The sequence below is a fragment of the Chryseobacterium sp. MEBOG06 genome (assembly GCF_021869765.1).
Lineage (GTDB): Bacteria > Bacteroidota > Bacteroidia > Flavobacteriales > Weeksellaceae > Chryseobacterium.
Genome location: NZ_CP084580.1, coordinates 5,162,593 through 5,189,446, shown reverse-complemented (window position 1 = coordinate 5,189,446; position 26,854 = coordinate 5,162,593). Strand labels below are relative to the sequence as shown.

30 protein-coding genes are annotated in these 26,854 nt (G+C 36.5%); 24 read left to right on the top strand and 6 right to left on the bottom strand.

Annotated elements, in window-relative coordinates; all coding sequences use genetic code 11:
* The first annotated feature begins 2 nt into the window (after window positions 1-2).
* The 3 genes from LF887_RS23665 to tsaB all read left to right on the top strand — a co-directional run bounded on the left by LF887_RS23665 (window position 3) and on the right by tsaB (window position 2,436).
* Entirely contained in the window at window positions 3-830 is an 828-nt protein-coding gene (locus LF887_RS23665) for a hypothetical protein (RefSeq protein ID WP_236856690.1), read from the top strand.
* An 85-nt stretch (window positions 831-915) separates the two neighbouring features.
* Complete coding sequence (locus LF887_RS23660) at window positions 916-1,665, top strand: SDR family NAD(P)-dependent oxidoreductase (protein WP_236856689.1); 750 nt, start codon at window positions 916-918, stop codon at window positions 1,663-1,665.
* Between the two features lie 90 nt (window positions 1,666-1,755).
* The gene (gene tsaB / locus LF887_RS23655) at window positions 1,756-2,436 is read left to right on the top strand and encodes a tRNA (adenosine(37)-N6)-threonylcarbamoyltransferase complex dimerization subunit type 1 TsaB (protein WP_236856688.1); all 681 of its coding nucleotides are present in this window, start codon (window positions 1,756-1,758) and stop codon (window positions 2,434-2,436) included.
* A gap of 16 nt (window positions 2,437-2,452) precedes the next feature.
* Here tsaB and LF887_RS23650 read toward each other — a convergent pair whose 3' ends face one another.
* The 4 genes from LF887_RS23650 to LF887_RS23635 all read right to left on the bottom strand — a co-directional run bounded on the left by LF887_RS23650 (window position 2,453) and on the right by LF887_RS23635 (window position 6,998).
* On the bottom strand, window positions 2,453-5,026 hold the full coding sequence (locus LF887_RS23650; RefSeq protein WP_236856687.1) for a tetratricopeptide repeat protein: 2,574 nt from the start codon (window positions 5,024-5,026) through the stop codon (window positions 2,453-2,455).
* 145 nt (window positions 5,027-5,171) lie between these two features.
* Window positions 5,172-5,735 carry a Maf family protein gene (locus LF887_RS23645; protein ID WP_236856686.1) on the bottom strand — a complete coding sequence of 188 codons (564 nt, stop codon included), beginning with the start codon at window positions 5,733-5,735 and terminating at the stop codon, window positions 5,172-5,174.
* 5 nt (window positions 5,736-5,740) lie between these two features.
* Entirely contained in the window at window positions 5,741-6,259 is a 519-nt protein-coding gene (locus LF887_RS23640) for a KdsC family phosphatase (RefSeq protein WP_236856685.1), read from the bottom strand.
* Window positions 6,249-6,998 (bottom strand): Rossmann-like and DUF2520 domain-containing protein, encoded by a 750-nt coding sequence (locus LF887_RS23635; RefSeq protein ID WP_236856684.1) that lies wholly within the window; start codon window positions 6,996-6,998, stop codon window positions 6,249-6,251. Before LF887_RS23635 ends, LF887_RS23640 begins: the two co-directional genes overlap by 11 nt.
* A gap of 182 nt (window positions 6,999-7,180) precedes the next feature.
* Between LF887_RS23635 and LF887_RS23630 the strand changes: the two genes are divergently transcribed.
* The 5 genes from LF887_RS23630 (at window position 7,181) to lepA (ending at window position 11,981) form a co-directional block, all read left to right on the top strand.
* Entirely contained in the window at window positions 7,181-7,732 is a 552-nt protein-coding gene (locus LF887_RS23630) for an RNA polymerase sigma factor (RefSeq protein ID WP_236856683.1), read from the top strand.
* A gap of 17 nt (window positions 7,733-7,749) precedes the next feature.
* Window positions 7,750-8,292, top strand: coding sequence for a hypothetical protein (locus LF887_RS23625; RefSeq protein WP_236856682.1), 543 nt, complete (start codon window positions 7,750-7,752; stop codon window positions 8,290-8,292).
* Window positions 8,293-8,300: 8 nt separating this feature from the next.
* A complete protein-coding gene (locus LF887_RS23620) occupies window positions 8,301-8,810 on the top strand; it encodes a hypothetical protein (RefSeq protein WP_236856681.1) in 510 nt (169 codons plus the stop codon).
* 96 nt (window positions 8,811-8,906) lie between these two features.
* Window positions 8,907-9,944, top strand: coding sequence for a hypothetical protein (locus LF887_RS23615; protein ID WP_236856680.1), 1,038 nt, complete (start codon window positions 8,907-8,909; stop codon window positions 9,942-9,944).
* Window positions 9,945-10,184: 240 nt separating this feature from the next.
* Complete coding sequence (lepA, locus tag LF887_RS23610; RefSeq protein WP_236856679.1) at window positions 10,185-11,981, top strand: translation elongation factor 4; 1,797 nt, start codon at window positions 10,185-10,187, stop codon at window positions 11,979-11,981.
* A gap of 101 nt (window positions 11,982-12,082) precedes the next feature.
* Here the strand turns inward: lepA and LF887_RS23605 are convergent, their stop codons facing one another.
* On the bottom strand, window positions 12,083-12,721 hold the full coding sequence (locus LF887_RS23605; RefSeq protein WP_236856678.1) for a DUF1579 domain-containing protein: 639 nt from the start codon (window positions 12,719-12,721) through the stop codon (window positions 12,083-12,085).
* 122 nt (window positions 12,722-12,843) lie between these two features.
* Here LF887_RS23605 and LF887_RS23600 point away from each other — a divergent pair, with 122 nt between their 5' ends.
* From LF887_RS23600 to LF887_RS23525, 16 genes are all read left to right on the top strand, one after another.
* The gene (locus tag LF887_RS23600) at window positions 12,844-13,539 is read left to right on the top strand and encodes an NUDIX hydrolase (protein ID WP_236856677.1); all 696 of its coding nucleotides are present in this window, start codon (window positions 12,844-12,846) and stop codon (window positions 13,537-13,539) included.
* A gap of 316 nt (window positions 13,540-13,855) precedes the next feature.
* Window positions 13,856-14,383 (top strand): NADAR family protein, encoded by a 528-nt coding sequence (locus LF887_RS23595; protein WP_317207819.1) that lies wholly within the window; start codon window positions 13,856-13,858, stop codon window positions 14,381-14,383.
* A gap of 22 nt (window positions 14,384-14,405) precedes the next feature.
* Entirely contained in the window at window positions 14,406-14,765 is a 360-nt protein-coding gene (locus LF887_RS23590) for a hypothetical protein (RefSeq protein WP_236856676.1), read from the top strand.
* Window positions 14,766-14,865: 100 nt separating this feature from the next.
* Window positions 14,866-15,201, top strand: a complete 336-nt coding sequence (locus tag LF887_RS23585; RefSeq protein ID WP_236856675.1) for a hypothetical protein — start codon at window positions 14,866-14,868, stop codon at window positions 15,199-15,201.
* Between the two features lie 2 nt (window positions 15,202-15,203).
* Complete coding sequence (locus LF887_RS23580) at window positions 15,204-16,058, top strand: hypothetical protein (RefSeq protein WP_236856674.1); 855 nt, start codon at window positions 15,204-15,206, stop codon at window positions 16,056-16,058.
* A gap of 2 nt (window positions 16,059-16,060) precedes the next feature.
* Window positions 16,061-17,131, top strand: coding sequence for an adenylosuccinate synthetase (locus LF887_RS23575; RefSeq protein WP_236856673.1), 1,071 nt, complete (start codon window positions 16,061-16,063; stop codon window positions 17,129-17,131).
* 67 nt (window positions 17,132-17,198) lie between these two features.
* Window positions 17,199-17,669, top strand: coding sequence for a macro domain-containing protein (locus tag LF887_RS23570; protein ID WP_236856672.1), 471 nt, complete (start codon window positions 17,199-17,201; stop codon window positions 17,667-17,669).
* A 10-nt stretch (window positions 17,670-17,679) separates the two neighbouring features.
* Entirely contained in the window at window positions 17,680-18,903 is a 1,224-nt protein-coding gene (locus LF887_RS23565) for a TIGR02452 family protein (protein WP_236856671.1), read from the top strand.
* Complete coding sequence (locus LF887_RS23560; RefSeq protein ID WP_236856670.1) at window positions 18,900-19,811, top strand: ADP-ribosylglycohydrolase family protein; 912 nt, start codon at window positions 18,900-18,902, stop codon at window positions 19,809-19,811. The genes LF887_RS23565 and LF887_RS23560 overlap by 4 nt, the downstream gene beginning before the upstream one ends.
* A complete protein-coding gene (locus tag LF887_RS23555) occupies window positions 19,801-20,307 on the top strand; it encodes an O-acetyl-ADP-ribose deacetylase (RefSeq protein ID WP_236856669.1) in 507 nt (168 codons plus the stop codon). The genes LF887_RS23560 and LF887_RS23555 overlap by 11 nt, the downstream gene beginning before the upstream one ends.
* 84 nt (window positions 20,308-20,391) lie before the next feature.
* Window positions 20,392-21,078: an SIR2 family NAD-dependent protein deacylase gene (locus LF887_RS23550; protein WP_236856668.1), complete on the top strand. Its 687-nt coding sequence runs from the start codon at window positions 20,392-20,394 to the stop codon at window positions 21,076-21,078.
* Window positions 21,078-22,019 (top strand): ADP-ribosylglycohydrolase family protein, encoded by a 942-nt coding sequence (locus tag LF887_RS23545; RefSeq protein WP_236856667.1) that lies wholly within the window; start codon window positions 21,078-21,080, stop codon window positions 22,017-22,019. The genes LF887_RS23550 and LF887_RS23545 overlap by 1 nt, the downstream gene beginning before the upstream one ends.
* Window positions 22,020-22,021: 2 nt before the next feature.
* Window positions 22,022-22,501 carry a hypothetical protein gene (locus LF887_RS23540; RefSeq protein WP_236856666.1) on the top strand — a complete coding sequence of 160 codons (480 nt, stop codon included), beginning with the start codon at window positions 22,022-22,024 and terminating at the stop codon, window positions 22,499-22,501.
* A 13-nt stretch (window positions 22,502-22,514) separates the two neighbouring features.
* Window positions 22,515-23,057 carry an RNA 2'-phosphotransferase gene (locus tag LF887_RS23535; RefSeq protein WP_236856665.1) on the top strand — a complete coding sequence of 181 codons (543 nt, stop codon included), beginning with the start codon at window positions 22,515-22,517 and terminating at the stop codon, window positions 23,055-23,057.
* Between the two features lie 50 nt (window positions 23,058-23,107).
* On the top strand, window positions 23,108-23,839 hold the full coding sequence (locus LF887_RS23530; RefSeq protein ID WP_236856664.1) for a metallophosphoesterase family protein: 732 nt from the start codon (window positions 23,108-23,110) through the stop codon (window positions 23,837-23,839).
* A gap of 176 nt (window positions 23,840-24,015) precedes the next feature.
* Complete coding sequence (locus tag LF887_RS23525; RefSeq protein ID WP_236856663.1) at window positions 24,016-25,740, top strand: hypothetical protein; 1,725 nt, start codon at window positions 24,016-24,018, stop codon at window positions 25,738-25,740.
* A gap of 55 nt (window positions 25,741-25,795) precedes the next feature.
* Here LF887_RS23525 and LF887_RS23520 read toward each other — a convergent pair whose 3' ends face one another.
* Window positions 25,796-26,677 (bottom strand): cupin-like domain-containing protein, encoded by an 882-nt coding sequence (locus tag LF887_RS23520; protein WP_236856662.1) that lies wholly within the window; start codon window positions 26,675-26,677, stop codon window positions 25,796-25,798.
* Window positions 26,678-26,854: the final 177 nt, after the last annotated feature.

The following is a 26,854-nucleotide window of genomic DNA, read 5'->3' as shown; positions in this document are numbered from 1 at the left end:
CTATGCAAAATATAGATTGGGAAACGATATACTCAGTGGTCCTTTATGTTGTTAAACATTATCCGCTGACTATTATTTTATACGTACTGTTGTGCTTTGTAATAGGGATTGCAGTAAGTATAATTCTGACCTTAGCATTCAGGAAATATAAAGTAACCTCAAGAGAACACAAATACTACAATTGGATAGTCAAACTGTACTTCCCTACCCTATTTGTCATCAATATCATATTCTCTTTAAAAATCGGATTATTCTGGGGCGTATATGAAGCCCTTAAAAAAGAAAGTCATAACATTTCCTCTCAGGTTTATCATGCAGGATCTTCCTATATTTTTAAAGATGAACAGTCGAAAAAAGAATTCATTGGAGACCTGCGGACTATTGTAACAGGGCTGAGTCAGAATAATCAGGACTTAAAAGTTCAGGTAAAAGATATTGTTAAAGCCTATGATATAAAAAACAAAGTGATAGATCAGCCGAAAAACTGGATTGCCTCTTTGTTTGCCGAAAAATATATTGACAGAATTCATACAATAGTTCTGTACGGGATGATGAGCGCTGTTCCTCATGTTTCTATTTCAGAAAGCCTTTCCTATAAAGAGTTTGATAAGCTTGCCGACAAGCTGGTTATGCTTGATTCTAAAAATATAGAAGAGTCACTTATAGAAAAAATTCAGAACCTGTTTCTGATGGTTTTAAAATCACAGTTTAAACCAATTATCAAAGGAGTTTTACTCATCTGGGGACTTCTGATGCTTATCCCATGGATAGAGCTTGTAATCTACAGATTTATAATGAAAAGAAAACAAAGTAATACTATAAAAATATAACAATGTATCAGTGTACTACCACCCTGCTATTAGCCAATAGTTATACCGCTATACAGATGCATAGCCAGATTAAATAAGTAATTTTATGAAGACAATATTAATTACCGGAGCCACTTCCGGAATAGGTAAAGCTACCGCAGAACTTCTCGCTAAACAAGGTAACAGAATTATTATCTGTGGCAGAAGAATTGATGTTTTAGAATCTGTAAAATCAGATCTATCTCAATATACCGAAATATTTAGTTTGAAATTTGATGTGAGAAATCTGGAAGAGGTGGAATCTGCTATTAATTCCCTGCCTGAGAATTGGAAAGATATTGACGTCCTCATCAATAATGCCGGGAATGCTCATGGACTAGATCCATTGTCTGAAGGAAAGACTGATGATTGGGATTCCATGATTGACGGGAACGTAAAAGGACTTCTCTATGTTTCAAAAATGATCATTCCAATTATGAAAACTAAAAATTTAGGTCATATTGTAAATCTTAGTTCAATAGCAGCAAGACAGACTTATGCAAATGGAGTAGTGTATTGTGCAACTAAAAAAGCAGTAGACGTGATTTCCGAAGGAATGAGACTTGAACTAACGGAATTTGGAATCAAAGTAACCAACATTCAGCCGGGGGCAGTGGAAACCGATTTTTCTATGGTAAGATTCAAAGGTGACAGTGAAAAAGCAGCCACAGTATATGCAGGATATGAACCCTTAAAAGCAGAAGATATTGCAGATGCAATCGCGTATTGCATTAATGCTCCAAAGCATGTTACCGTCTCAGATATGACCATTTATCCAAGTGCCCAATCTGAGCCGAGAACTATCTATAGAAAATAGTCTCAGAATAATGGATTAAATTTGCATAAAAATAAGAATACATTCTAGCTTTTTGATAGATTGTAAATTGTTAAATTTTTACATCATCCTATGAAAATTTTATATCTGGAAACCTCTTCTAAAAACTGCTCAGTAGCAGTGTCTGATGACGAAAAACTGCTTTGCCTGTGTGAAGAAGTTTCCGAAAACTATAAGCAGTCTGAGAGTCTTCATACCTATGTAGAATGGGCATTGGAGGGCGCAGGAATTTCACTCAGAGATATTGAGGCAGTCTCTTTGGGTAAAGGTCCCGGCTCATATACAGGATTAAGGATAGGAGCATCCTCCGCAAAAGGATTCTGCTATGGCTTAAAAGTGCCCCTAATCGCAGTAAATTCTCTTGAAAGCATGATAGGGCCTTTTTTAGGCGCTAACTATGATTTTGTGGTGCCGTTGATCGATGCGAGGAGAATGGAGGTGTATACGGCCGTTTATGACGGAAATACTGGCAAAGAACTTTCCGCGACCGAAGCTAAAATTTTAGATGAAACTTCTTTTGAAGAATTCAAAGATAAAAAAGTAGTTTTTGTGGGAGATGGAGCCAAGAAGGCAAAAGATATCTTGAACCTTCCTGATGCAGTTTTTAAAGAGGATATTTATCCTTCTGCACAACATCTCATCAAAAAGACACTGGAAAAAATACAGGATGGAGAATTTGAAGATATGGCTTATTTCGAGCCTTTTTATCTCAAAGATTTTCACGGAGTAAAGAAAAAGAAAAGCGAAGAATAATCTTCGCTTTTTTATTTTACTGAGGTCTTGCCGGTACTTTGGATCCGGGCTGATTCTCGTTTGCTTTTTTTACTTTTTGCAGTGGCTGCACTTTTTGATTCATATTGGATGAAGGTACATTCATATTGTTTTGCTGCTGCAATGAATTATTCATCATTTGAGATGAAGTATTATTCTGGGAACTTTGAGGAGTGCTGGCCTGGGCTGGATTTCCAGGCTGTTGAGGTATCGAATTCCCTTTATTGTCGGTAGGCTGGAAGCTGAGGTCGGTTTTCAGATAATTCAGCATTTCTTTAGCTCTTACTCCCTCAGGAGTTTTAGAGTAGTTCAGAGCAATTTGCTCAAGCTGTAATATCATAACCTCTTTGCCACTTGATTTCCCGGAATTGAATGCATTCAGCAAGTACAATTTTGGTACCAGTGCATCTTTCGGGAACTTCTGAAGAGTCTCGTCAATTACCTGTTTACTTTCTCCGAATTTCTCCGATTCGAATAGGGCATATGCCTTTTTGTATTCATTCTCAACTTCTTCTGTAGATTTTACAAAAGATTTATTTTTAGGATTTCTGGCAAATTCAGCATAAGAGGTATATGGATAATCTGCTAAGAGTATTTGTTTAGCCCTATCCGAAGCCTGAGGATTCTTCTCATAATTCATCGCAAAAATTTCGTACAATGCCTGCAGCATTACCTTTTCTTCCGGCTTTACATCCACCAGATCATAAAGTGTTTTTGTGGCCAGTGGAGTATTGGTAAAATAGTTCTGATACATAATTCCAAGTCCTAAAGAAGCAGTATCTCTGTCCTTTTTCAGCTGGCTTAGCTTCCCTTGATCCGTAGGAATCTGCTCGATATAGTAAGAAGGCTCAAAACGCCTCGGATTAGGTGCAGAAGTTACTCCCATGGCATCATTCTTCATATCTTCAAGCGTTGCCATTTTTTTGGAAGAACGCCAGTTATCCGCTAAAGCCCGGTCTCCCCATACTTGTTTAAACGAAGACGTTCCCTTGCTTACAGTTCCGGTATTATTGAAATAAAACCCTTTCGTGGTGATTCCAAAATCCTCAAAAGAATTAGCATTGTTCGCAAATACTGAATTGGCACTATAATCACCGGTATCAAATCCTTTGATTCTTTCTAAACGTCTTCTTTCCAGTTCGTCTTTCTCCTCCTTAATCTTTAGTTTTGCGATGTATTTCGTGAAAAAGTCTGTTTTCTGAGCATCATTCATCTTGGCCAAAGAAAGAACACTGTCATTTTTTTTGATCAGATAATAGTTTTTAGAAATCTTCTTAATATAGGCTGATTGATCTTTTAATAAGATTTTTGAAGGCTCATAAGTCATTACAGCAAGTGCCGAATCATAATAACTTCCAGCTCCGATGTAGTCGTTTCTGTCAAGATAGCTTTTCCCTATTTCATAATAAGCCAGACCACGGATCTGAGGATCAGAAGCCTTTTCAAAAAGAGATTTTCTGAAGAACTGTTGAGCTTCCTCCTTTTTTCCTGCTTTATTGGCCATTAACCCCAGAGCATAGTAAAATTCATTCTTTCTGGATCCATAAACACCTTTATTGCTGATGCTTTCCAGGTAGTTTTTCGCCCCGTTATAATCTCCTTTACCGTTGAAAGTTTTTGCAATAGCGATTTGAGACTTTACTTCAAATTCAAAATCGTTGGCGTATTTGTATGCCGAAGCATAGCTTTCTCTAGCCTTATCGTTTTGTCCCAGATTTTCCAGAACCTGTCCTCTTAGGTAAGCGATTCTGCTCTTTAGCTTGCGGTTGCTGTTCAGTTCAAAAGCTACGTCAAGTTCCTTGGCTGCATCCTCTTTTTTTCCTGCTTCCAGTAGTGACTCAGCGTAATAAATACTTAGAAGTTTGCCATAAGTTTTATTAATATCTTCTCCTTTCAGTTTGGCAAAAGTTTCATGAGCTCTGTGATAGTCTTTGATCTTATCATAAGCCAGCCCCTGATAAATCCTTGCTAACGGAAGCCTTTTATCATCCTTCATGTGAGTGAAAACATAATTCAGGGCATCCAGCGCTTCCAGAGATTTATTTCTGTAAATTCTGGATTGGGCAAGGATCATATAAGCATCAAAAATCTGTTTGTTTTTTTCTTCCCCGTTTCTGGTCACAGAATATTTATTAATGGCTTTTAATGCCTTTGCTTCAGCAATTTCAAGGGTAGTGGCACCTTTAGACTGTGATCCGTCCTGATTAGCTGAATTATTTCCCGGACCACCTGGCATACCTGGCGGCCCCGAGTTGCCTCTTCCGGAAGGTCTGTTGGCAACCTCTGCCATTTTCATAGAATTTTCAGCAAAAGCCTCAGTCTGGCCAAGATCACTTCCCAGGGGTTGTTCGTCATAGGTAAGAATAGGGATATAAGGAGCATAAAAATTGTCCTTATGTCCTTTATCTCTCGTTGTAAACTCACTGTTTAATGCGTCTTTAGCATTAAAAAGAGTGTTGTAATATGTGGAAAATCCTTTCAATAGTTTTGATCGCTGCTCCGGCTTTTTTGTTTTGGTAGCGCAAGAGGCAACAAGGCATATCACTAAAAGGAATAATATATTCTTTTTCATTATTCAATATAACTCGCTAATCTGCTTTTTATTATCAGCAGTTTGCTGATTTTGTAAAAATAATAAAATTTTATAATGAATAATATTTATATTCTTCAGGAAAGATTTTATTTCTTCGTCAGCCTGTCAGAAAGCGTTGTAATTTTTAAACTTTGGAATTTTCTTTCAATATTTTATAAACAAGATGGGTAGGGAGCCCCATAATTGTATAAAAGCTTCCTTTCATATTTTTAATTTTGGCCATTCCCAGCCATTCTTGTATACCATAGCTGCCGGCTTTATCGAAAGGTTTGTAGTTCTGAACATAATATTTTGCTTCTTCTTCTGTGATGATGTCGAACGTTACATCTGCAACATCAGTTTCCGTAAAAATTTTATCAGCGGTCTTAATGGTAATTCCTGTGTAAACCTGGTGGGTTTTTCCCGAAAGATTATGAAGCATATTGTATGCATCGTCTTCGTCTTTGGGCTTCCCAAGAATAAGATTATCGACAGCTACTACAGTATCTGCTGTCAGTAAAACTTCATCTGCCTGAAGACTTCTGAATGCCTCTGCTTTTAATTCAGACAAATAGGCCGCTGCTTCCTCTATTTTAATCTCTGCCGGAAGAATCTCCTCACAGTCTATTTTTACGACTTCAAATTCAAAACCAAGACTGGACAAAAGCTCCTTTCTCCTTGGCGATTGTGATGCTAAAAGTAATTTCATAGTAATTATACAGATTGGGTGTTATCATCATGCCAGTTTCCCTGCACCTTCATCACCTGTTCTATCACATCTCGTACCGCTCCGGTACCTCCTTTTTTCGGTGAGATATAATCAGAAATTCCCTTTACCTCAGGAACTGCATTTTCCGGGCAGGCTGCAATAGCCGAACTTTTCATAATATGAATATCCGGAAGATCATCGCCCATCGTCAGAATTTCCTCATTTTTAAGATTGTATTTTTTCTTAAAATCTTCAAAATCTGTAATTTTGTTATGCGACTTTGGATAATAATCCTGAATTCCCAGATAATTGATTCTATGTTTCACCATCTCATCATTTCCCCCTGTAATGACCCCTATCAAATAGTTGTTTTTTAATGCTTTTACTACTGCATAGCCATCCAGAACATTCATTACCCTGCACATATTTCCTCCCGGAAGCAGATAAACACTTCCATCTGTGAAAACACCGTCTACATCAAACACGAATGCCTTAATATCTTTTAATTTCTCTTTATAACTCATACATTTCTTGGATAGAGTGATTCATTGTTTTATAAATTTCTAGACTTTCGTCTTTTAATAAATGCTCATGCAACTGCAGAACCCTTACATCATTTCTTACTGCAGGTCCCGTTTGTGCCATTTTAGGTTCTATTTCATGAATTTTCTGAACCGTTTCTTCAATCAACGGTAAAAAATAATCAAATGGAATTTCCTGAGAATCCGAAATTTCTTTTGCCCTTGAAAAAAGGTGATTCACAAAGTTGCAGGCAAAAACTGCCGTCAGGTGAATATATTTTCTTTTCTCATGACTACTTTCCATTACATTTTTTGAAATGGAAGAAGCAAGTTCGAACAGAATTTTTTTGTCCTCTTCATTTTCAGTTTCAATGAAAAAAGGAATTTTTTCATATTCAAGTTCTTTTGATTTTGAAAAAGTCTGCAAAGGATAGAAGCTTGCCTTTCTGTATTCCCCGGCAAGAGCTTCTTTTGGAAGCGAGCCAGAGGTATGGGCAACCAGAACATCTTTTTTAATAATACTTCTGGAAACTTCCTCCACAGAATTATCGCTCACACAGATGATATATAAATCGGCATCTTTCAGCTGTCCGGTAGAGTAGGGAACCTTTAGCTCTTCCGAAATTTTACTCAATTCTTTTTCGTTCCTGCCAAAAATCTGGGCTATGGAAATTCCTTTCCCTGTGAAAGCTTTTGCCATATGATAGGCAACATTTCCGGAACCGATAATTACAATTTGCATCTAACAAATATAAGATTTTAAGCCGAGTCGGGAAAGCACCAAAAGAGTAGAATCCCTAAACTTCGATATAGGCACGCTTATTGCGTAACTGTCTCATATTATTTTTAATATTTAAACTGAAAATTGAAGAATTAATTTAACTTTCAGTTATTTTTGTAATCCAAAACAGTGAAAGGCATCTTATGAAGATTAAGGACGCGGAGATTATTTCGTTGATGCAGAATCCACGGACCCAGGATAAAGGAGTCCGGGCCTTGATGGATGCCTATCAAAGTAGATTGTACTGGCACATAAGAAGAATTATTGTGGACGGAGATCTTGCTCAGGATACTTTGCAGGAAACTTTTATAAAAGCTTATCAGAATTTTCATCAGTTCAAAAATGATAGTCAGCTGTATACCTGGCTGTACAGAATTGCTACCAACGAAGCATTGCAGCAGGTAAACAAAATGAAGAAAATGCAGAAGACCGATGAAGATCCCGAGTATCATATGCAGAATCTTGTGGCCGACAATGTGGCTGGAGATGCTGAAGAAATACAGATCTTATTACAGAACGCTATACAAAGCCTGCCCGAAAAGCAGAAGCTGGTATTTATGATGCGGTATTATGATGATTTGCCTTACGAAGAGATATCAAGAATTGTAGATATGTCGGTAGGGACATTGAAAACAAATTATCATTATGCCAAGCAGAAAATAGAAGAGTATATTAAAGAAAATTACGAAAGATAATTTTTGATAAAACAAAGATGAAAGAGTTCGACATAGAAAAACTAGAGCGTAAAAACATTTACACAGTGCCTGATAATTTTTTTGAAAATATTCAGGAGAGCGTTATGAATGATATAAAGGCAAGTAAAAAAGCACCTGTCTTTAAGATAAACTGGATGTATGCAGCGGCTGCATCACTGGCTTTGGTCTTTGGAGGAACCTATATTTTTAATTCCGGAAATGATTCCGTTGAAAAATCACTCAATTCAAAACAGGCATATACTGTCAATAAAACAGAACCAAAGACAGAAAGTGAACTTGCCTATGAAACCCTGAAAGCAGATTTAACTTCTGTTGAAAATAATAATCAAACAGTTGAAAATCAGAAAAATAATACTGCATACGCTTTTAAAAATGAAAATGGAAGTGAAAAAGCAGCAGAGTCACCAAAACAGGTGAAAACTGTGACTAAAAAAGAAGATGCCCGGATGAATGAATATCTGGATTCGTTTTCTAATTCTGAAATTGCAGAATTAGCAAGTAACTCGACTCAAGACGTTTATTTGGATTTATACAATTAAGTAAGAAGATGAAAAAGATATTATTAGCATTTTTAATTATTTATGGTTTTGGCTTAAATGCCCAGAGATCCGACTACGACTGGAAGAAGATGGATCCTAAGCAAAGGAAAGAAGTCATCAATAACCTTTCTTCGGAAGAAAGAAAAGATCTGCTGAAGAAATTCAGGAATAATATGATTATGGATAACCTGAATGTGGATCCGGGAGATAAGGCAGAATTTACACAGCTTTATAACGAATACCTGGAAAGCCAGAAACAGATAAAAAGTCAGTTTGACCCCAAATTTGATCCTGAAACTTTATCCGAGGATGAAGCCAAAGTAAAACTACAGCAAAGTTTTGAAGTAGGGCAGAAGCTATTGGATAACAGAAGAAAATATGCAGATAAAATGCAGCAGGTAATTCCCTGTCAAAAAGTTCTCAAGCTGTTTCAGTCTGAAGGAATGATGAGAGATAAAATGAACGAAAGAAAACCTCACGGAAACAATAACGCTTCGGGAACTAAACAGAACCCATAATAGTTTATTTTTTTAATGTTGGACGGCTCTCACAGATCTTTTTGTGAGAGCCGTTTGATTTTCCACTAAATTCATATTTTTGCCAAAAAATAATACATGAAAAAATTATTTTTCTTCTTTTTGCTGTCAGTTTTATTTTCAGCTCAAAAGACAGAAATAATCCAGCTTCGGGATAATATCAAAGACAAAAAAGGACTTACAAAATCACTTACTTTTATTGATAACAGAGCCGATAAAATCATAGGAGTTATTCCTGATAAAGATAATTCAGTAGAGCTTAAATTTGCTGGTGAAGATCTTAAGCAGCTTATTGAAAATTGGTTTGCAGGAGATAATAAGACAGCAGGGAATAATGATATCGTTCTGATGCTGGAAGATCTGAAGGTCTATGAAGAACAGGATGAGAACCGCCCATTTCCTTATATAAAAGCCAGAATTAAACTTTCCAGTTTTATTAAGCGAAATGAGAGATATTATTTTATCGGGAGATATGATAATGTCATTGTTTCTAATCCTAAAACAACCACACATCCTTCTCTATTTCTTGCAACACAGATTTCAAATATAATTACTCAGTTTATTAAGGGCTCTTATTACCCTTATATTGTTCCCGGTTATTTTATTCCTGAAAATGAAATGAACAGATATAATGAGTATTTAAATAAGGACTACAATGCGTTTAATAATACAGTTCTTAAAGACGGAGTATATACCAATTTTCAAAATTTTCGTAATCAGGAACCCAATCTGAATTATTTTGTTAAAAAGAACAAAAAAGGAAAAGTTGTGAAGCTGATGGAGAAGGATTTGGAAGCATCATTATCTGATATGTACTGTTATGTAGAAAATGGGAAAGCTTATAAACTTACGCCTGTTGGCTTTGATGAAATCCAGAAAAATAATAAGGGATTCTTTATTTTTTCTTCCCGAACCAACCTTTTTGCAGAAGCCAAAACCGGTGGAGTTTTTGTTGGGGCAATAGCAGGAGGTTTTGTAGGAGCATTAATAGGTGCGGCAATTGATTCCTCATCAAATGCAAATGCCGGAGCAATGAATGGGATAGGATTTAAGTCTACCTTACAAACCAATGTTTATCTGGATTCTTTAACGGGGGCTTATGTTTTTGAACAATAAACTTAAAGGCGTATTTTTTTTGAAAATGATTTCTAAAGAAATGATTTTGTGGAGTGCTGGACTGTCTTACAAGAATTTCTTTTACTGAGTATAGACAAGGGGTGTAAGAGTAAAAAAGCATATTTCCAAGAGTATAAAATAGGACTTTTAAATCAAAATTTAAATAAATTCATACAATAAGATAATGAAATACAATAATCTCTCTCTTTTTTTTATCTTTGCAAATTACAAGATTCTTAAATGAAAAACATACGAAATTTTTGCATAATCGCTCATATCGACCACGGTAAAAGTACCTTGGCAGACCGTCTTTTGGAGTATACGAATACCGTTACCCAAAGAGAATTACAGTCTCAGACGCTGGATGATATGGATTTGGAGAAAGAACGTGGGATTACCATTAAATCCCATGCGATCCAGATGGATTATGAATATAAAGGAGAAAAATATATTTTAAACCTTATTGATACACCGGGACACGTTGACTTCTCTTATGAAGTATCCCGTTCTATTGCTGCCTGTGAAGGAGCGCTTCTTATCGTAGATGCTGCTCAGAGTATTCAGGCACAAACTATCAGTAACCTTTATTTGGCACTGGAAAATGATTTGGAAATCATTCCGATTCTTAATAAAATAGACCTTCCTTCAGCCAATCCTGAAGAAGTAACAGATGAGATTGTAGGTCTTTTAGGATGTAAGCCTGAAGACGTGCTTAGAGTTTCAGGAAAGACTGGTGAAGGTGTTCACGATCTGTTGGAGCATATTGTCAACAGAATTCCTGCGCCTGTTGGAGATCCCGATGCTCCATTGCAGGCTTTGATTTTTGACTCTGTTTATAATCCTTTCAGAGGGATTGAAGCTTATTTCAAGGTGGTAAATGGCAGCATTTCTAAAAACGAAAAGATCAAATTTTTCGCAACAGGAAAAGAATATGGCGCTGATGAAGTAGGTACTTTGAAGCTAAAACAGGTTCCTAAGAAAACAATTCAATGTGGTGATGTTGGGTATATTATTTCTGGAATAAAAGATGCAAGAGAAGTAAAAGTGGGTGATACGATTACCTCTTTTGTAAATCCTGCAGATGGACCAATTGATGGATTTGAGGAAGTAAAACCAATGGTTTTTGCCGGAATTTATCCTATTGAATCTGAAGATTTTGAAGAATTAAGATTCTCCCTTGAAAAATTAAGGCTGAATGATGCTTCTTTGGTTTTTGAACCGGAAAGTTCAGCGGCACTTGGTTTTGGATTCCGTTGCGGATTCCTGGGAATGCTGCATATGGAAATTGTTCAGGAGCGTTTAGACAGAGAATTTAACATGGATGTTATTACGACTGTTCCCAACGTTTCTTACCACGGATATTCTAAAAAAGATCCTGAGACACCAATTTTAATTAACAACCCATCTGAAATGATTGATCCCAATCTTTTAGACAGAGTTGAAGAACCATATATTAAAGCTTCCATTATCACCAAATCTGATTTTGTGGGTTCTGTAATGACGCTTTGTATCGAGAAAAGAGGAGAAATTGTCAACCAAAGTTACCTTACGGCAGACAGAGTAGAGTTAACATTTAATATGCCTTTGGCAGAGGTTGTTTTCGACTTTTATGATCGTTTGAAATCAATTTCGAAAGGATATGCATCATTTGATTATTCACCAATCGGAATGCGTGCTTCTAAATTGGTAAAAATGGATATTCTGATCAATGGAGATATGGTAGATGCTTTATCATCATTGATTCACGATAGTAATGCATTTTATATTGGTAAAAGAATGTGTGAAAAACTTCGTGAACTTATTCCAAGACAGCAGTTTGATATTGCTGTTCAGGCAGCATTAGGAGCGAAAGTTATTGCAAGAGAAACTATTAAAGCATTAAGGAAGGACGTTACTGCAAAATGTTACGGAGGAGATATTTCCAGAAAGCGTAAGCTATTGGAAAAGCAGAAGGAAGGTAAGAAGAAAATGAAGCAGATCGGAAGGGTAGAAGTACCACAATCAGCATTTATGGCTGTACTAAAACTTAATGATTAAAAGTAAATAATACTTATATAATAAAAGACCGGTAATTATACTAGTCATGGTCGGAAGATTTTTCTTCCGACCATGACTACTTCAAACGAAGCGGTTTTTTTTTATTTACCTTTACGGGTGAATTTTATTTCCATTGTTTTATATTCCTTTCCTGTCTTGGAATCCGGTCCGTACATTTCCAGCTTTTGGGTATGGTCATCAACAAAAGTAAAGACTTCTCGGAAATCACAATCTTTTCCAGGTCTTGATGGGTCAGTCATTTTTCCCTTAAATTCCACAGACTTTGTTGATGCGTTCCAGTCACCCTCTCCGTGCATCATTCCGGTTCCCATATTATCAATCCAGGTACTTATAAACTTCTTCTTTGAGTTGTCATATCCTACAATACTCATCCCTTCAAAAGGCATTCCCATCATGTTTCCTTTGTGATTACTGATTTGGTAGCGCCCGCCATATATCATTTTATTGGTCGCTTCAGATTGACTCATCATGGGTTTTCCTCCATTTTCCATCCACATGGTGGTTTCTCCTGTCCAGGTTCCATCAGATTTTGCCAGCATTTTTTGCATCTCACCTGGAGTTGCATATTCCATCCATGCTTTGGTAGCAGCTGCAGAATCTACCGGCTTCCATTCACTTTCTGCAACTCCGGAATCAGCTTTACCTGAAGTTGATGTCTTTCCTTTCTCACAGGCTGTAAATAAAATAGCCAGAGAAATGCTTACTATTAGATTTTTCATAAATATTTAGTTTTAAGTTGGTTACGATGATCATATAAAGGTATGAACTTTTATTATATATTAAATATTTTTTATTGTTATGATAAATTGTAATTTTGTGTATTCGTAACGCAAATCAATTTATGGAGTCTACAAAAAAATTACAAGATATAAAAGTGGCTGTGGATGCTGTTATTTTCGGATATTTCGATAAGAAAGATCTTCAGCTTCTTTTGATCAAAAGAAATATAGAACCTTTCAAAGGTGGCTGGGCACTTCCGGGTGGTTTGGTTCTGGATGATGAAAATCTGGATGATGCCGTAAAAAGAGAACTGAATGAAGAAGCAGGCATTAAACCCGATTTTTTAGAACAACTTTATACATTTGGTAACGTAGGGCGGGATCCCAGAAATAGAGTGGTTTCTGTGGCTTATCTGGGCCTTGTGAACCCTTCTTATCATGAACTGTTTGCCGATTCTGATGCCGATGACGCACAGTGGTTCAGTGTCAATAAACTTCCTGTAGTGGCTTTCGATCATAAAAATATTATTGATATTGCACTAAAAAGACTCCGTACAAAAATTCAATATCAGCCGATTGGCTTCAATCTTCTAAATGAAGAATTTCCTTTTTCAGACCTTGAAAATCTTTATAAAACGATTGTAGGACAGGAAATTGACAGAAGAAATTTCCGCAAAAAAATGATGAGCTATGGATTGCTTAATGAAACCAATAACGTTAAAAAAGAAGGCAGCGGGAGACCCGGAAAACTTTTTACATTCAATCAGGAGAAATATAAAGAACTGGAAGAGCAGGGATTTTATTTTGAAATTAAATAGTTTTACTAAGCCCCAATATTTTCCAGGTATACAATCCTTAAATTACAATCATTCAGTTTATAAAATTCAATAGAAACGGACTTTAGTCCGTTTTTTTATAAAAATATTCCATGGGCTTTAGCCAAAATCAATTTGAAAAGTGTCATTTATGATAAATATTGGTAGCGGGCATCAATTTTATAATTAAATTTTTGTTATTGATAATCAGTTATTTAAATTTATTAGTGTAAAATAGACGCAAATAAATTTGGCAGATAAAATGATATTCATTTAAATTTGTGTAAAAATAACGCAATAATGAAATACACCATTCAAAATATTAAAGAGCGATTCCAAAAGAAAGAAAGAAAGAATCAAGTTTCTCTTTTTCTGGGGGCATACTGTAAAAGATGAGATCACCAAATCATGTTTTAGTCAATGGTTTCCAGTGAGATTTGAAGAGGATAATATCATTTATAAGACTGCAGAACATTACATGATGGCTGGAAAAGCGAAATTGTTTAATGATCATGAAACACTGGAGAAAATCTTACAGTCAGCGACTCCCAATCAGGCAAAAACTCTAGGGCGAAAAGTAAAAAATTTTGATCCAAAGCTTTGGGACGAGCATAAATATCAGATTGTAAAAAATGGAAATCTTTTAAAATTTTCGCAAAATAAAAAGTTTAAAGAATTTCTATTGTCTACCGGAGATAAAGTACTAGTAGAAACCAGTCCTTATGATAGAATATGGGGAATCGGAATGCTGGAAACAGACCAAAGAGCAGAAAACCCTTTGCTGTGGAATGGTCAGAATCTTTTAGGATTTGCGCTGATGGAAGCAAGGGATGAATTGAGAAGGTAAAAACACACACCAAACACAAAAAATGATGATAAAAAAGATTTATGTTTTCGGAAATGGAAACTTATCATGGGGAACCTTTCATCAGTTATATGTTAAACCTTTGCAGGAGCTGGACTTCTCAGATACTGAATTTATAATAGGAGATTTTACAGGCGCAGACACTCTGATGATGGAATTTTTAAAAGATAAAACACCCAATGTAACAATACTTCACATGGGGAAAAGACCAAGATATTTTGCCAATACATTCAATACCGAAGCCAGGCATTGGAAAACGGCAGGAAGCTTTCAATCCGATCAAGAAAGAGATCAGTATGCCATTTCAATCTATGCACACTTTTTAGCTGCTGATTTTAATTCTGATGAAAAAAGGATTAGTTGAACGCGGAAGAACATAGAAAAATGTTTTGCCTTACAGAAGATAAGGCTGTAAAACTATGCTATTTTATTTTTGCGTATATGTAACACAAAATATAAAACCTATGGAAAATGAATTAAAACCAAGATTTATTGAATCATTACAAAGGAATAATGACCAGATAAGAGAAGACCGAGCCAGAATCATCGGCGGAGATTCCGAATTGATTTACAGGCGAAGGGTTGAAGATCTTAAATTAAAAATAAAAAGATTGGAGCGCGAACAGGAGGGACTTATTGATATCAGTCCTTTAGACAGAAACAGTCTGACTTTTGCGGATTTCAATCCCGAAGAATTTGTTCAGAAAGACATGGAATTATCATTAATAATCAGAAATCTGAATATTCAGCTTGAAGTAACCAGAAAAAGATTTGAATATTTATTTGGAAAAAATTTTTAGCTATGGGAAGTACAAGATATGATATGGACGCTCGCTACGACAGAGCAAGTAAAGAAGGATACGGAACAAAATCCGCAGGTGAAATTTTCACACAGAATGCCAAAAGAAAAGCTCACGAATCCATGAATCCTTACGGTATTTCCTTCAGGGAATCCAGAGATTCAGAAATTCATCCCAATTCTGTTCCGATTATTTTAGGATTAGATGTTACAGGAAGTATGGGGCATATTCCGCATGAACTCATCAGAGAAGGTCTGCCAAAATTAATGGGAGGAATTATCCAGGGAGGGGTCCCGGATCCGGCCTTACTATTCTTAGGAATTGGAGATCATGAATGTGACGGCTATCCTTTACAAGTCGGGCAGTTTGAATCCGGAGATGAAGAACTGGATATGTGGCTTACCCGCACTTACATTGAATCCGGAGGCGGAGGAAATGCCGGAGAGAGCTATCTTTTAGCCTGGTATTTTGCCGCTTTTCATACCAGAACAGATGCCTTTGAAAAAAGACAGCAGAAAGGATTGCTGTTCACAGTAGGTGATGAGCCCTGCTTAAAAGCACTTCCTGCTTCAGCCATCAGAGAAATTATGGGTAAAGGACAGCAGACTTACACCCACAAGGAACTACTGGAAGAAGCGAAGAAAAGATACGAAGTGTTTCATATCAGTGTTTTGCATTCAGATCAGGCACTCAGAGCAGACCAGGGATGGAAAGATTTATTAGGGCAAAACTGTATATCAATAGAAGACCATAGAGAGATTCCGAATGTGATTAAAGATATTATCTGTGATAAATTTAAAAATCAGACCTTCGGAACATCAGAGAGAGATGGATTGGATAACTTTCAAATGCTTTAAAAATGAAAAAGGCGCAAATAGTGATAGGACTTGGCTTTGGAGATGAAGGGAAAGGGATTACCACAGATTTTCTCGCTTCTCAAAACCCTCAGGCTGTTGTTATCCGATTTTCCGGAGGCCAGCAGGCTGCACATACCGTGATGATTGATAACAGAAAACATGTTCATTCAAGCTTTGCAAGTGGTGCACTTCGCGGCCTGCCTTCTTACTTCACCGAACACTGTACAATTCATCCGATGTTTTTGCTTAACGAACAGGAAGAATTAGAGGCTAAAAGAGGAAATATTGAATTGCATATTCATCCGCTTGCAAAAGTGACAACCCCTTTTGACGTCTGGCAAAACAGAACCAATGCCAGAAATCTCGAACACGGTACCTGCGGAAAAGGAGTCGGAGCTACAATGAAAAGACAGGAAAGTCCCTATAAGCTGTTTGCGATAGATCTGATTGCCCCAAGAGAAATGTTGATAGAAAAACTGAAAGGAATTGCTTATTACTATGGTTTTACAGAAGAAAGCCAAATCAATGAGTATTTGCATGACTTTTTGGAAGCAATTGATAAAATAGACTTAAAAATAGATGATTATAGCTATTTAAGTTCATTTGATCATCTTATATTTGAAGGAAGTCAGGGTGTTTTACTGGACATGGATCACGGAGTTTTCCCGAATGTTACTTACGCCAATACCACTTCAAGAAATGCATTTGAGATCTGCAGATTTTTAAAAATTGAAGATATCGAAATGTATTATGTGACAAGAAGCTATGCCACCCGCCATGGAAACGGATGGATGAGTAATGAAAAAGAGATCATTCTGAAGAATAATGAAGAGGAAACCTGTACATTTAATGAATATCAGAAAGAGCTCAGGGTGGGTGAATTAGATTATAAACTTTTGAATTATGCATTAAAATTGGATGGTGCTTACGGGGAGCCGGCAAAAAAAAACCTTGTCATCACCTGTATGGACCAGATTGATGAAAAATGTAAAATTGAAAATCTGAATATAAAATTGGATGCAGTCTATGGATCTTATTCCCCATATTCAAGTGATTTTAAGCAGATTTACTAATTCTTAATGAGAGAATAGCCGGAGGATAAAAGCATTCATTTTATATTTAATGACAGAAAAAATAACCATGAAAACAATACAATATATAAAAGGAGATGCAACCCTTCCTCATGCTGAAGGAAATAAAATAATTGCTCATATCTGTAACGATATAGGAGGTTGGGGAAAAGGTTTTGTAACGGCCATTTCAAAAAGATGGAAGCAGCCGGAACAGAAATACCGCGAATGGTTTAAAAACAGAGAGAATTTTAGCCTTGGAGAAATCCAGATTGTTCACACAGAAGAAGATATCTGGGTCTGCAATATGATTGCTCAGCATAAAATTATAACCCATTCAAGTGTTCCGCCTATCCGATATGAGGCCGTTGAAGAATGTCTATTGAAACTCAGTTATGAAGCTTCACAACAGAACGCTTCAGTGCATATGCCGAGAATCGGATGTGGTCTGGCGGGAGGAAAATGGGAAGAAATAGAACCTATTATTGAAAGAACATTACTTGCAAATGATGTGGAAGTATATGTGTATGATTTTGGATAAAACTGAAGTTATGAAAACAAAAACATTATATAGACAGGTAGGAGAAAAAGAAATGATCTTGATTATAGAAAGTGGATTTAAAAGATTTCCTCCAAGATTGGAATGGCAGCCCATTTTTTATCCCGTTTTAGATGAAGATTATGCCTCAGAAATTGCAGAAAAGTGGAATACAAGAGATGAAGCAGGAAATTACCTTGGTTTTGTAACCAGATTTAAAGTGTTGGAAAGTGAAATCAATAAATATCCTGCACAGAACGTAGGAGCGAAAAATCACAATGAACTGTGGGTTCCCTCAGAAGAGCTGGAAACATTTAATAAAGCTATTCTAGGAAATATTGAAGTTATAAAAGTATTTATAGGAAAAGACTTCAAAAAACCCGCAAATGATGAGATAGAAAAACTATTATTAAACATAAAAAAACTAACGATGACCAATAAAGGAATGGCAAAAGATACCTTAGAGATCCTTGCCAGAAAATATTATATAAACGAGCAAATAAATATAGAAAACGAACTGGAAACCAGTAAAAAAGGAACTATTTTGTTTTCGCCAGAAGAACTTTCTGAACTTGCAGATAAACCTCTTGGAAACAATGATTTTGAAACCCAATTTGAAGTGTGGAGATGCAGTTCTTTAAAAGCTATATTAAAACTGTCTGGAGAAGAAAACCAGGAAAAGATTATGTGCCTGAATTTTGCCTCTGCAAAAAATCCGGGAGGAGGTTTTATCAATGGCGCAGAAGCTCAGGAAGAAAGCCTTGCAAGAACCTCGGGGTTGCACGAAAGCCTACTTCAGGGTTGGGAGTACTACACCATCCACAGAGCCATGGAATCCTGTTTTTATACCGATACCATGATCTACAGCCCGAAAGTTCCTGTGTTCAGAAAAGATAAAGGAGAATTGCTGCCAAAACCTGTTTTTTGTAATTTCATCACCTCTCCGGCAGTGAATGCAGGGGTCGTAAAACGTCAGGAACCGGAAAGAGCTCATGAAATTTTTGGAGCCATGGATATCAGAACCGATAAAATGCTGGCATTAGCCCTGGATCAGGGAAATGAAACTTTGATTTTGGGAGCCTGGGGCTGTGGAGTTTTTAAAAATGACCCACAAGAAATTGCTGAATTATTCAGAAAATATCTCAAAGGGAAGTATAAAAATAAATTTAAAAGAGTGGTCTTCGCAATTCTTACCAAAAAAGAAGAAATGCTGATGCCGTTTGAAGAAATACAATGAAACCGGATAAACTCTTTTTTGCAGAAAAATCATTGCTTGGTCTCTCCATTGGAGACGCATTTGGAGAAAGCTTTTTTGGAGAAGAAAGTTTGATGAAGACTCATATTCATCAAAGAATTCTTCCTGAAAGTTCTTTGGATTTTACCGATGATACCATTATGTCAATTGCTATTTTCAGGTCTTTGGAAAAATGTGGGGAAATCAAGCAGGATTGTCTGGCAGAGGAGTTTACAAAAAACTATTACCGGGATATCAGAAGAGGATATGGACCTTCTATGCATCAATATTTCAGAGCATTGAATACTGGCGAAAGCTGGAAAGAGGTTTCTTATGCGAAGTTTGAAGGACAGGGATCCATGGGAAATGGCGGAGCAATGAGAGCTTCAGTCATCGGTGCTTATTTCTATGATGATCTTGAAGAAATTAAAAATAATTCAGAACTTTCCTGTGAGGTGACCCATGCTAATAAAGAAGCGATAGAAGGCACAAAAGCTATTGCCCTTGCAGCAGCCTTTGCTGTTCAGGAAACGTTAGGAATGATAAAGCTTGACCAGCAAGATTTCATCCACAAAATTCAAAATGAATTGAATGATTCTGATATGAAAAGTAAGCTGAATAAAGCTCTTTATTTGCAAGGAAACCCAAGTATTGAGTTATTGACAAAAACACTTGGAAACGGCATAAAAATGACAGCACAGGATACCGTACCGCTTGTCATATGGATGCTGTCAAGATATAGAACAGACTTTGAAGAATGCCTTTGGAATACGGTTTCGGCATTAGGAGACAGAGACACAACCTGCGCCATGGCAGGAGCAGTAAGCATTTTATACGGTGATGAAAATACAATTCCTATTTGGACAAAAAAGGTAGAAAACTGGAAAAAAAGCCCATTTTATGAACATTGAATTAATAAAAGCAGATATTACAAAAATTCATGCTGACGCTATTGTCAATGCAGCCAATTCATCCTTGCTTGGGGGCGGAGGCGTAGATGGTGCCATTCATAGAGCCGGAGGACCAAAAATATTGGAAGAGTGCAGGGCAATCAGAAACCGCCAGGGTAAATGCCCTACAGGAGAAGCGGTCATCACTACTGCCGGAAATCTTCCTGCGAAATATGTTATTCATACGGTTGGCCCGGTTTGGAATAATAATGAAGAAAGATGCTCGAGGCTTTTGGCAAACTGTTATGTTAATTCTTTAAAACTGGCAGAAAGCCATGGCATAAAAACTATTGTCTTTCCAAATATCAGTACAGGCGTTTATAAGTTTCCAAAAGAACTGGCAGGAAAAATTGCTGTTGATGTGGTCAGAAAATTTAAATCAGAAGTTATAGAAAAGGCTATTTTTGTATGTTTTGACGATGAAAACGAAGATATTTATAAAAAGCTTTTAGAGTAGGTTTTGGCAATCTTACGAACAAAAATATTGGGATAGTCATGACAAAACAAATGGCCGCTGCCCGAAAAAAAAAATTAAAAACCAATGAAAAAATTAACCATATTAAGCGGTGCTGGGATAAGCGCAGAAAGCGGAATACAAACATTCAGAGACGGAGACGGTCTTTGGGAAAATCATAACGTAACAGATGTGGCAAGTCCGGAAGGATGGAGAAAAGACAGAGCGTTGGTTCTGGAATTTTATAACCAGCGAAGACGACAGCTGCATGAAGTACAGCCTAACGAAGCCCACCATTTATTGGCAGAGTTGGAAAAACATTTCGAAGTAGAGATTATTACCCAGAATATCGATGATCTTCATGAAAGAGCAGGTTCCACTAATATCCTTCATATCCATGGTGAGCTGTTCAAATCCTGCTCTTGTAATAATAAAGGATTGATCTATGAGCAAAAAGGCGATATTAATATAGGAGATAAGGCTGAAGATGGAGCCCAATTGAGACCTTTTATCGTGTGGTTCGGAGAAGATGTTCCTTTATATCAGACGTCAAAAGATATCGTAAAAAATTCGGATATTTTACTGGTAGTCGGAACTTCTCTACAAGTATATCCTGCAGCAGGATTGATTCATGAGATCAAAGATGACTGTCTCTTAATCGTTATCAATCCTAACGAAACAGGCTTCGGATACGGGCAGAGAGCCGTTGTGATGAAAGAACCCGCAACAAAGGGAATGAAACTTTTATTTGACAAACTGGTAAACCTTGCATAATGGAAAACAAAGTCAAAGCCGGTATTATGGGAGTCTGCATTGGCGATGCACTAGGCGTTCCTGTAGAATTAAAAAAAAGAGAAGATCTGAAAAGAAATCCTGTTACCACAATGCTGGAGTATATGTCCTGGAATCAGCCTAAGGGCACATGGAGTGATGACAGCTCTATGACCCTTTGCCTTACAGAAGAGCTCACAAAAGGGTATGATCTGGAAAAGATAGGAGCAAGCTTTGTAAAATGGGTGAAATACGGACACTGGACCGCTCACGGAAGGCTTTTCGATATTGGCGGTACTACAAGGCATTCCGTTGCAAGACTGATTAAAGGAGAAAGTGCCAGATTTTCAGGAAATATTTTTGAAGAAGATAACGGGAATGGTTCTCTCATGAGGACTCTTCCTCTTGCTTTTTACCTTGAAAATGAAGAAGATATTCAAAAGTTATATCTTACCGTAAAAGAGGTTTCCAGCATCACCCATGGGCATTTCCGTTCCGTTTTTGCCTGTTTCATGTATGTGATTTTTGCTATTCAGCTGATTAAAGGAAAAGATAAAAAAGAAGCCTATTCTCATATGCAAAATATAGCTTTGGAATATTCAGAATATCAAGGTTTTAACCCAAAAGAGGTCGAGCTTTTTCATAGAATTTTAAAGAATGATATTTCAGATTATCCTGAAGATGAGATTAAAAGCCGGGGCTATGTCCTCTATAGTTTAGAAGCTTCTTTATGGTGCTTTTTAAACTCAGGAAGTTATTCAGAAGCCGTTTTGAAGGCCGTTAATCTGGGTGAGGATACTGATACTAATGGAGCGATTACCGGAGGAATTGCCGGAATTTATTATGGATTTGAAAATATTCCTCAGCGATGGGTTGATGAGCTGGTAAGAAAGGAGGATATTGAAAACCTTTGTACACGATTAGAAAATAAATATTTTATATAATAGTGAAAACCTTGATAAGAATGCTCTCAAATTTATTTTGCAGGCCAAAAAAAGAAGGATCTATTGCTGAAGAGCCCTTGAAGGAATATAAAGGGAAAATCAAAATAGATAAATATGTAGACATGGGAAACAAGAAGATTTACAACGCTACAAAGTACTTATTTAAAACGCCACCTGAAGTATTGGACTTTTTAAATAATAATACTTTATTTTGGGTGGATGAGAAAAACGGCATGTTAGGTTTTTCAACTTATAATAGAACTTTATTAGTTCCTTTACATGAGGTAAAAGGAATAGAAATTCAAAATATGCTTCCCGGAAAGGGACCGGGTGATGCTAGTTTTTTTATTTGCCTACCGAACAATAAAATTTTGATGCTTTCAATTTCTCCAGTTATTCGTGATTTTGATAAGTACGCAGAGAGAATAACGGAAATGATGGGGTTTGAAGTAACTTTTTCTCCAGAATTTTATAATTGCTAACTAAAACATAACCATGAACGAAATAGAAAAGAAAAAAATAAGTAAATTTTTAAGCCTGATCTTACGCCATCAGCCGGAAACAATCGGTGTGAAATTAGATGAAAATGGCTGGGCAGATGTAGAAGAGCTGAGAGCAAAATCAGCCCAAAAGAGAATATATTTTACTCCCGAAGAATTAGATGAGGTAGTAGAAACTAATAATAAAAAACGTTTTGCTTTTAGCGAAGATAAAACCCAAATCCGTGCAAGCCAGGGACATTCTATTAATATAGATCTTTCGCTGGAAGGTGTGCAGCCTCCTGATTTTTTGTATCACGGAACGGCTGAAGCTAATATGTCCTCTATTTTAGAAAAAGGAATTGAAAAAAGGACCCGTCAGCACGTACACTTAAGTGCTGATAAAGAGACTGCTACAAAGGTGGGAATGAGACACGGTAAACCTGTTATTCTGACAATCAGAACAGGGAAGATGTATGAAGAAGGGGTCGTGTTTTATCTTTCAGCAAACGGAGTCTGGCTGACAGATTTTGTAGATGCACAGTATATTTCAAAATAATGCTGAAGAGCCTGATAAAAAAGTAGTAGACGTTAATAAAGACAAATTTAATGAGCAGAACATTAGTAATAGGAGATATTCACGGTGGATTTAGGGCATTGCAGCAGATTTTTGAACGCGCTGAGGTTACTCCTAATGATACATTGATTTTCCTTGGAGACTATGTAGACGGCTGGAGTGAATCCTCCCGGATTATTCAGTTTCTAATAGAGCTTTCTCAAAATCAGGAATGTATTTTCATCAAGGGAAATCATGATGCATGGTGTGAAGATTGGCTTGCTTTCGGGAACGCTCCGGAAGTATGGCTTTTCAATGGCGGAAAAAGTACAATACAAAGCTATAAAGATTATTCCCCGAAAGATTTGGAAAACCATCTTGAATTCTTTCAAATGATGAAAAACTACTACGTTGATGATCAGAACCGCTTGTTTATTCACGCAGGATACTCCTCCATGCATGGACCCGAAAAAGAAGTCTACTCCAGTAATTACCATTGGGACAGAACCCTTTGGGAAACTGCTGTTGCAATGGATAAAAATCTGAAAAGAAATTCAGAATTATATCCTAAAAGACTGCTTTTATATAAAGAAATATTCATTGGGCATACCCCAACATTATATCTTGGGATCAAAACACCGGTCAATAAGGCCAATATCTGGAATATAGATACCGGAGCCGCCTTTACTGGAGCTTTATCCATCATGGATATTGAAACCAAAGAATTCTGGCAAAGCGATCCGCTGCCACTCTTGTATCCTCATGAAAAAGGAAGAAACAGATAGTATAAGAAAGAGAAATAGATGAATTTCGGGATATATAAATTGTTTACCCGTCAAACATCACAGGTTTTCAAAACCTGTGATGTTTCTGATTTAACATAATAAATTCAGTCTTTTTAGCATTTTGTTTTTTTGGAAGCTTCATATTGACTAATTTTAAATCGTGAAATATGTCCACAATGAAACTGAAATACCTCCTGCTTTTTATAAGCTCCACATTTATTTTCGCCCAAAATTCACTTCAGACCCCTTTTGAAAAAGGAAACGGAAATCAGACCGTTACCTATGATGAAATGAATACCTATTATCAGAATCTGTCTAAAAAATTTCCTGAAATTCAATATCTTAAAAGAGGTGAAGATGACAACGGAAAACCTATTTATGTAGTTGTTTATAACCCTTTCCCTGAAAAAGATCTTGAAAAATTAAGAAAAGATAAAGCCATTCTTTTTGTTAATAACGGAATTCACCCAGGAGAACCGGATGGAATTGATGCAACGATGATGCTGATGCGGGATCTGGCTGTTAAGAAAATCAAAACTCCTCAAAACTTCATTATTGCCGCTATTTCTGCATATAATATAAGCGGAATGCTGAACAGAGGTTCTTATTCGCGGGCCAACCAAAATGGACCTGAAGAATATGGCTTCAGAGGAAATACAAGGAACTATGACCTGAACAGAGACTTTATAAAAGCTGATTCTAAAAATGCCCGAAGCTTCCAGGAAATTTATCAGTGGCTGAAGCCTGATGTATTTATTGATAACCATGTCAGCAACGGAGCAGACTATCAATATACATTTACCTATATCTCTACCTTCAAAGAACGGCTGGGAAATATTTTAGGTTCTTATTTCTATAATGATTATCAGGCTAAAAATCTTGATGATATGAAGAAACTGGGTTACGAAAGTACGCCCTACGTAAACATTCATGGTGATGTACCCGAAGTTGGTTTTGCGGCCTTCGAAGATTCTCCGAGATACTCTACAGGATATACGACACTCTTCAATTCTTTAGGAACCGTTCCCGAGACGCATATGCTGAAACCTTATGACAAAAGAGTAGACGCTACTTATAAGTATATGTTAGTAAATCTTCAGAATTTAGACAAGGATTATCATAAAATAAAGCAGCTTCGCCTTGAAAATTTAAAACAGTATCAAGCCGGAAAGCAATACGGAATCCGTTGGAAAATAGATTCTACTAAATTTTCTTCCATGGATTTTAAAGGGTACGAAGGAAAATATAAACCCAGTGAAGTTTCAGGAAAGCTGAGGCTGTATTATGACAGAAACAAACCTTTTACTAAAAAAATAAAGCTTTTTACAACAGCTGTTCCTACAGGATATATTACCATTCCTAAATACTATGTAATTCCGCAGTCTCAATACCGTGTTATTGAAGAGTTTAAGAGAAACGGAATTCAAATGAAACCTATTCAGAAGGACAGCACCTTTGCAGTCGAATCCTATAAAATTAAAGATTTTAAAACTGTTAAAAATCCATATGAAGGGCATTACCTTCATTCTGATACTTCAGTAGAGTCAATGAAAAAGAACGAGACGTTCTCAGCAGGAGACTATTTGATTTCTACCAGCCAGGCAGGGGTAAAATATATCATAGAAACACTTGAACCTGAAGCATTAGACTCTTTTTTCAACTGGAATTTCTTTGACGGAATCTTAGCTCAGAAAGAATACTACTCTGCATACATTTTTGAAGATACCGCAGCAGAGCTTTTGAAAAATGATAAAAAACTGAGACAAGATTTCGAGGTTGCTAAAACTTCAGATAAAAAACTTTCAGAAGACGGGGAAGCACAATTGGATTGGGTGTATAAACATTCTCCTTATTTTGAAGAGAAAACATTCAGACAGTATCCTGTCTATAGAGTCTTGTAAATAGTTGACAAATAGATTGTAAACAAAAAGACGTTTCACTCGAAACGTCTTTTTGTTATTTTGGTAAACCTCTTTTCAAGGCGATTTCGGCTCTTCTAAAAGCAAGTTTTTCTTTCCAGTCCATATATTTCTTTTTGAAATTCGACTTCATAATGTCATCGAACTTTCGCTGTACAGTAAGGTTCCACAGAGAATGTGCCTTTACTGCCCATGATTTGTCCCACGCTCTTAGAGAAATAGAAAAACTTCCGTCCAGATACTTCATCCAGTGCCACCATCCTGTAGGCATAAACAAAGTATCCCCATGTTCAAGGAAACACTCAATACCTTCTACGCCATCGAGGGCTGGGAATTTTGTAAAGTCGGGATTTTCGATATCATAATCTTCCAATGCATAAGTCGCATAAGGAATCTGGTACAGTCTTTCTTTCCATTTATAATCAAATAGAAGGATATGTTTCCTTCCATTGAAATGCGTGTGAAAAATATGGGCCATATCGATATCAAAGTGAAGGAAAGTTACAGATCCCTTTCCGCCAAAGAACATATTAGGGTATTTATCAAGGAAACCTCCCATCAGTTTTTTAGGAGAAATATAATCTTCCAAAAGTTTTGGAGCGTATTTTATGGGATCAAAAAGGAATATTCTTAGATCGGTAGGCTCGCGCTGTATAAGGTCTATATAGTCTGCGAACTTCATTTTTGCAGCAGAAGAATTGATGGGGGCAGAAGGGTCTGCTTTTGAGCTGTCATATAAAGGGACTTCCACTTCTCCTACAACCTCCTTCATATATTCCATCGTCCATTTTTGATATGCAGGCCAGTTTTTTGCCATATTTTTGATGACAACGGGCCTTCTTGGCTTTAGATATTTTTCGTAGAATTCTTCTTTAGAAATGTCATCTACAACATCTATAGGCTTTAAAATTATTCCCATTTTAATAAATTTATATTACAAAATTATTAAATTAATATTTACAAATGAAGGTTAATGATTTTTTTAACTCATGATTCTAACTCAATTTTATTATTTAGTCTAAATAAAAACATAGGTGTTTGTATTGGTTAATTAGTTTTTTACTATTCTTTGAATAAATGAGAATGAAACACTTTA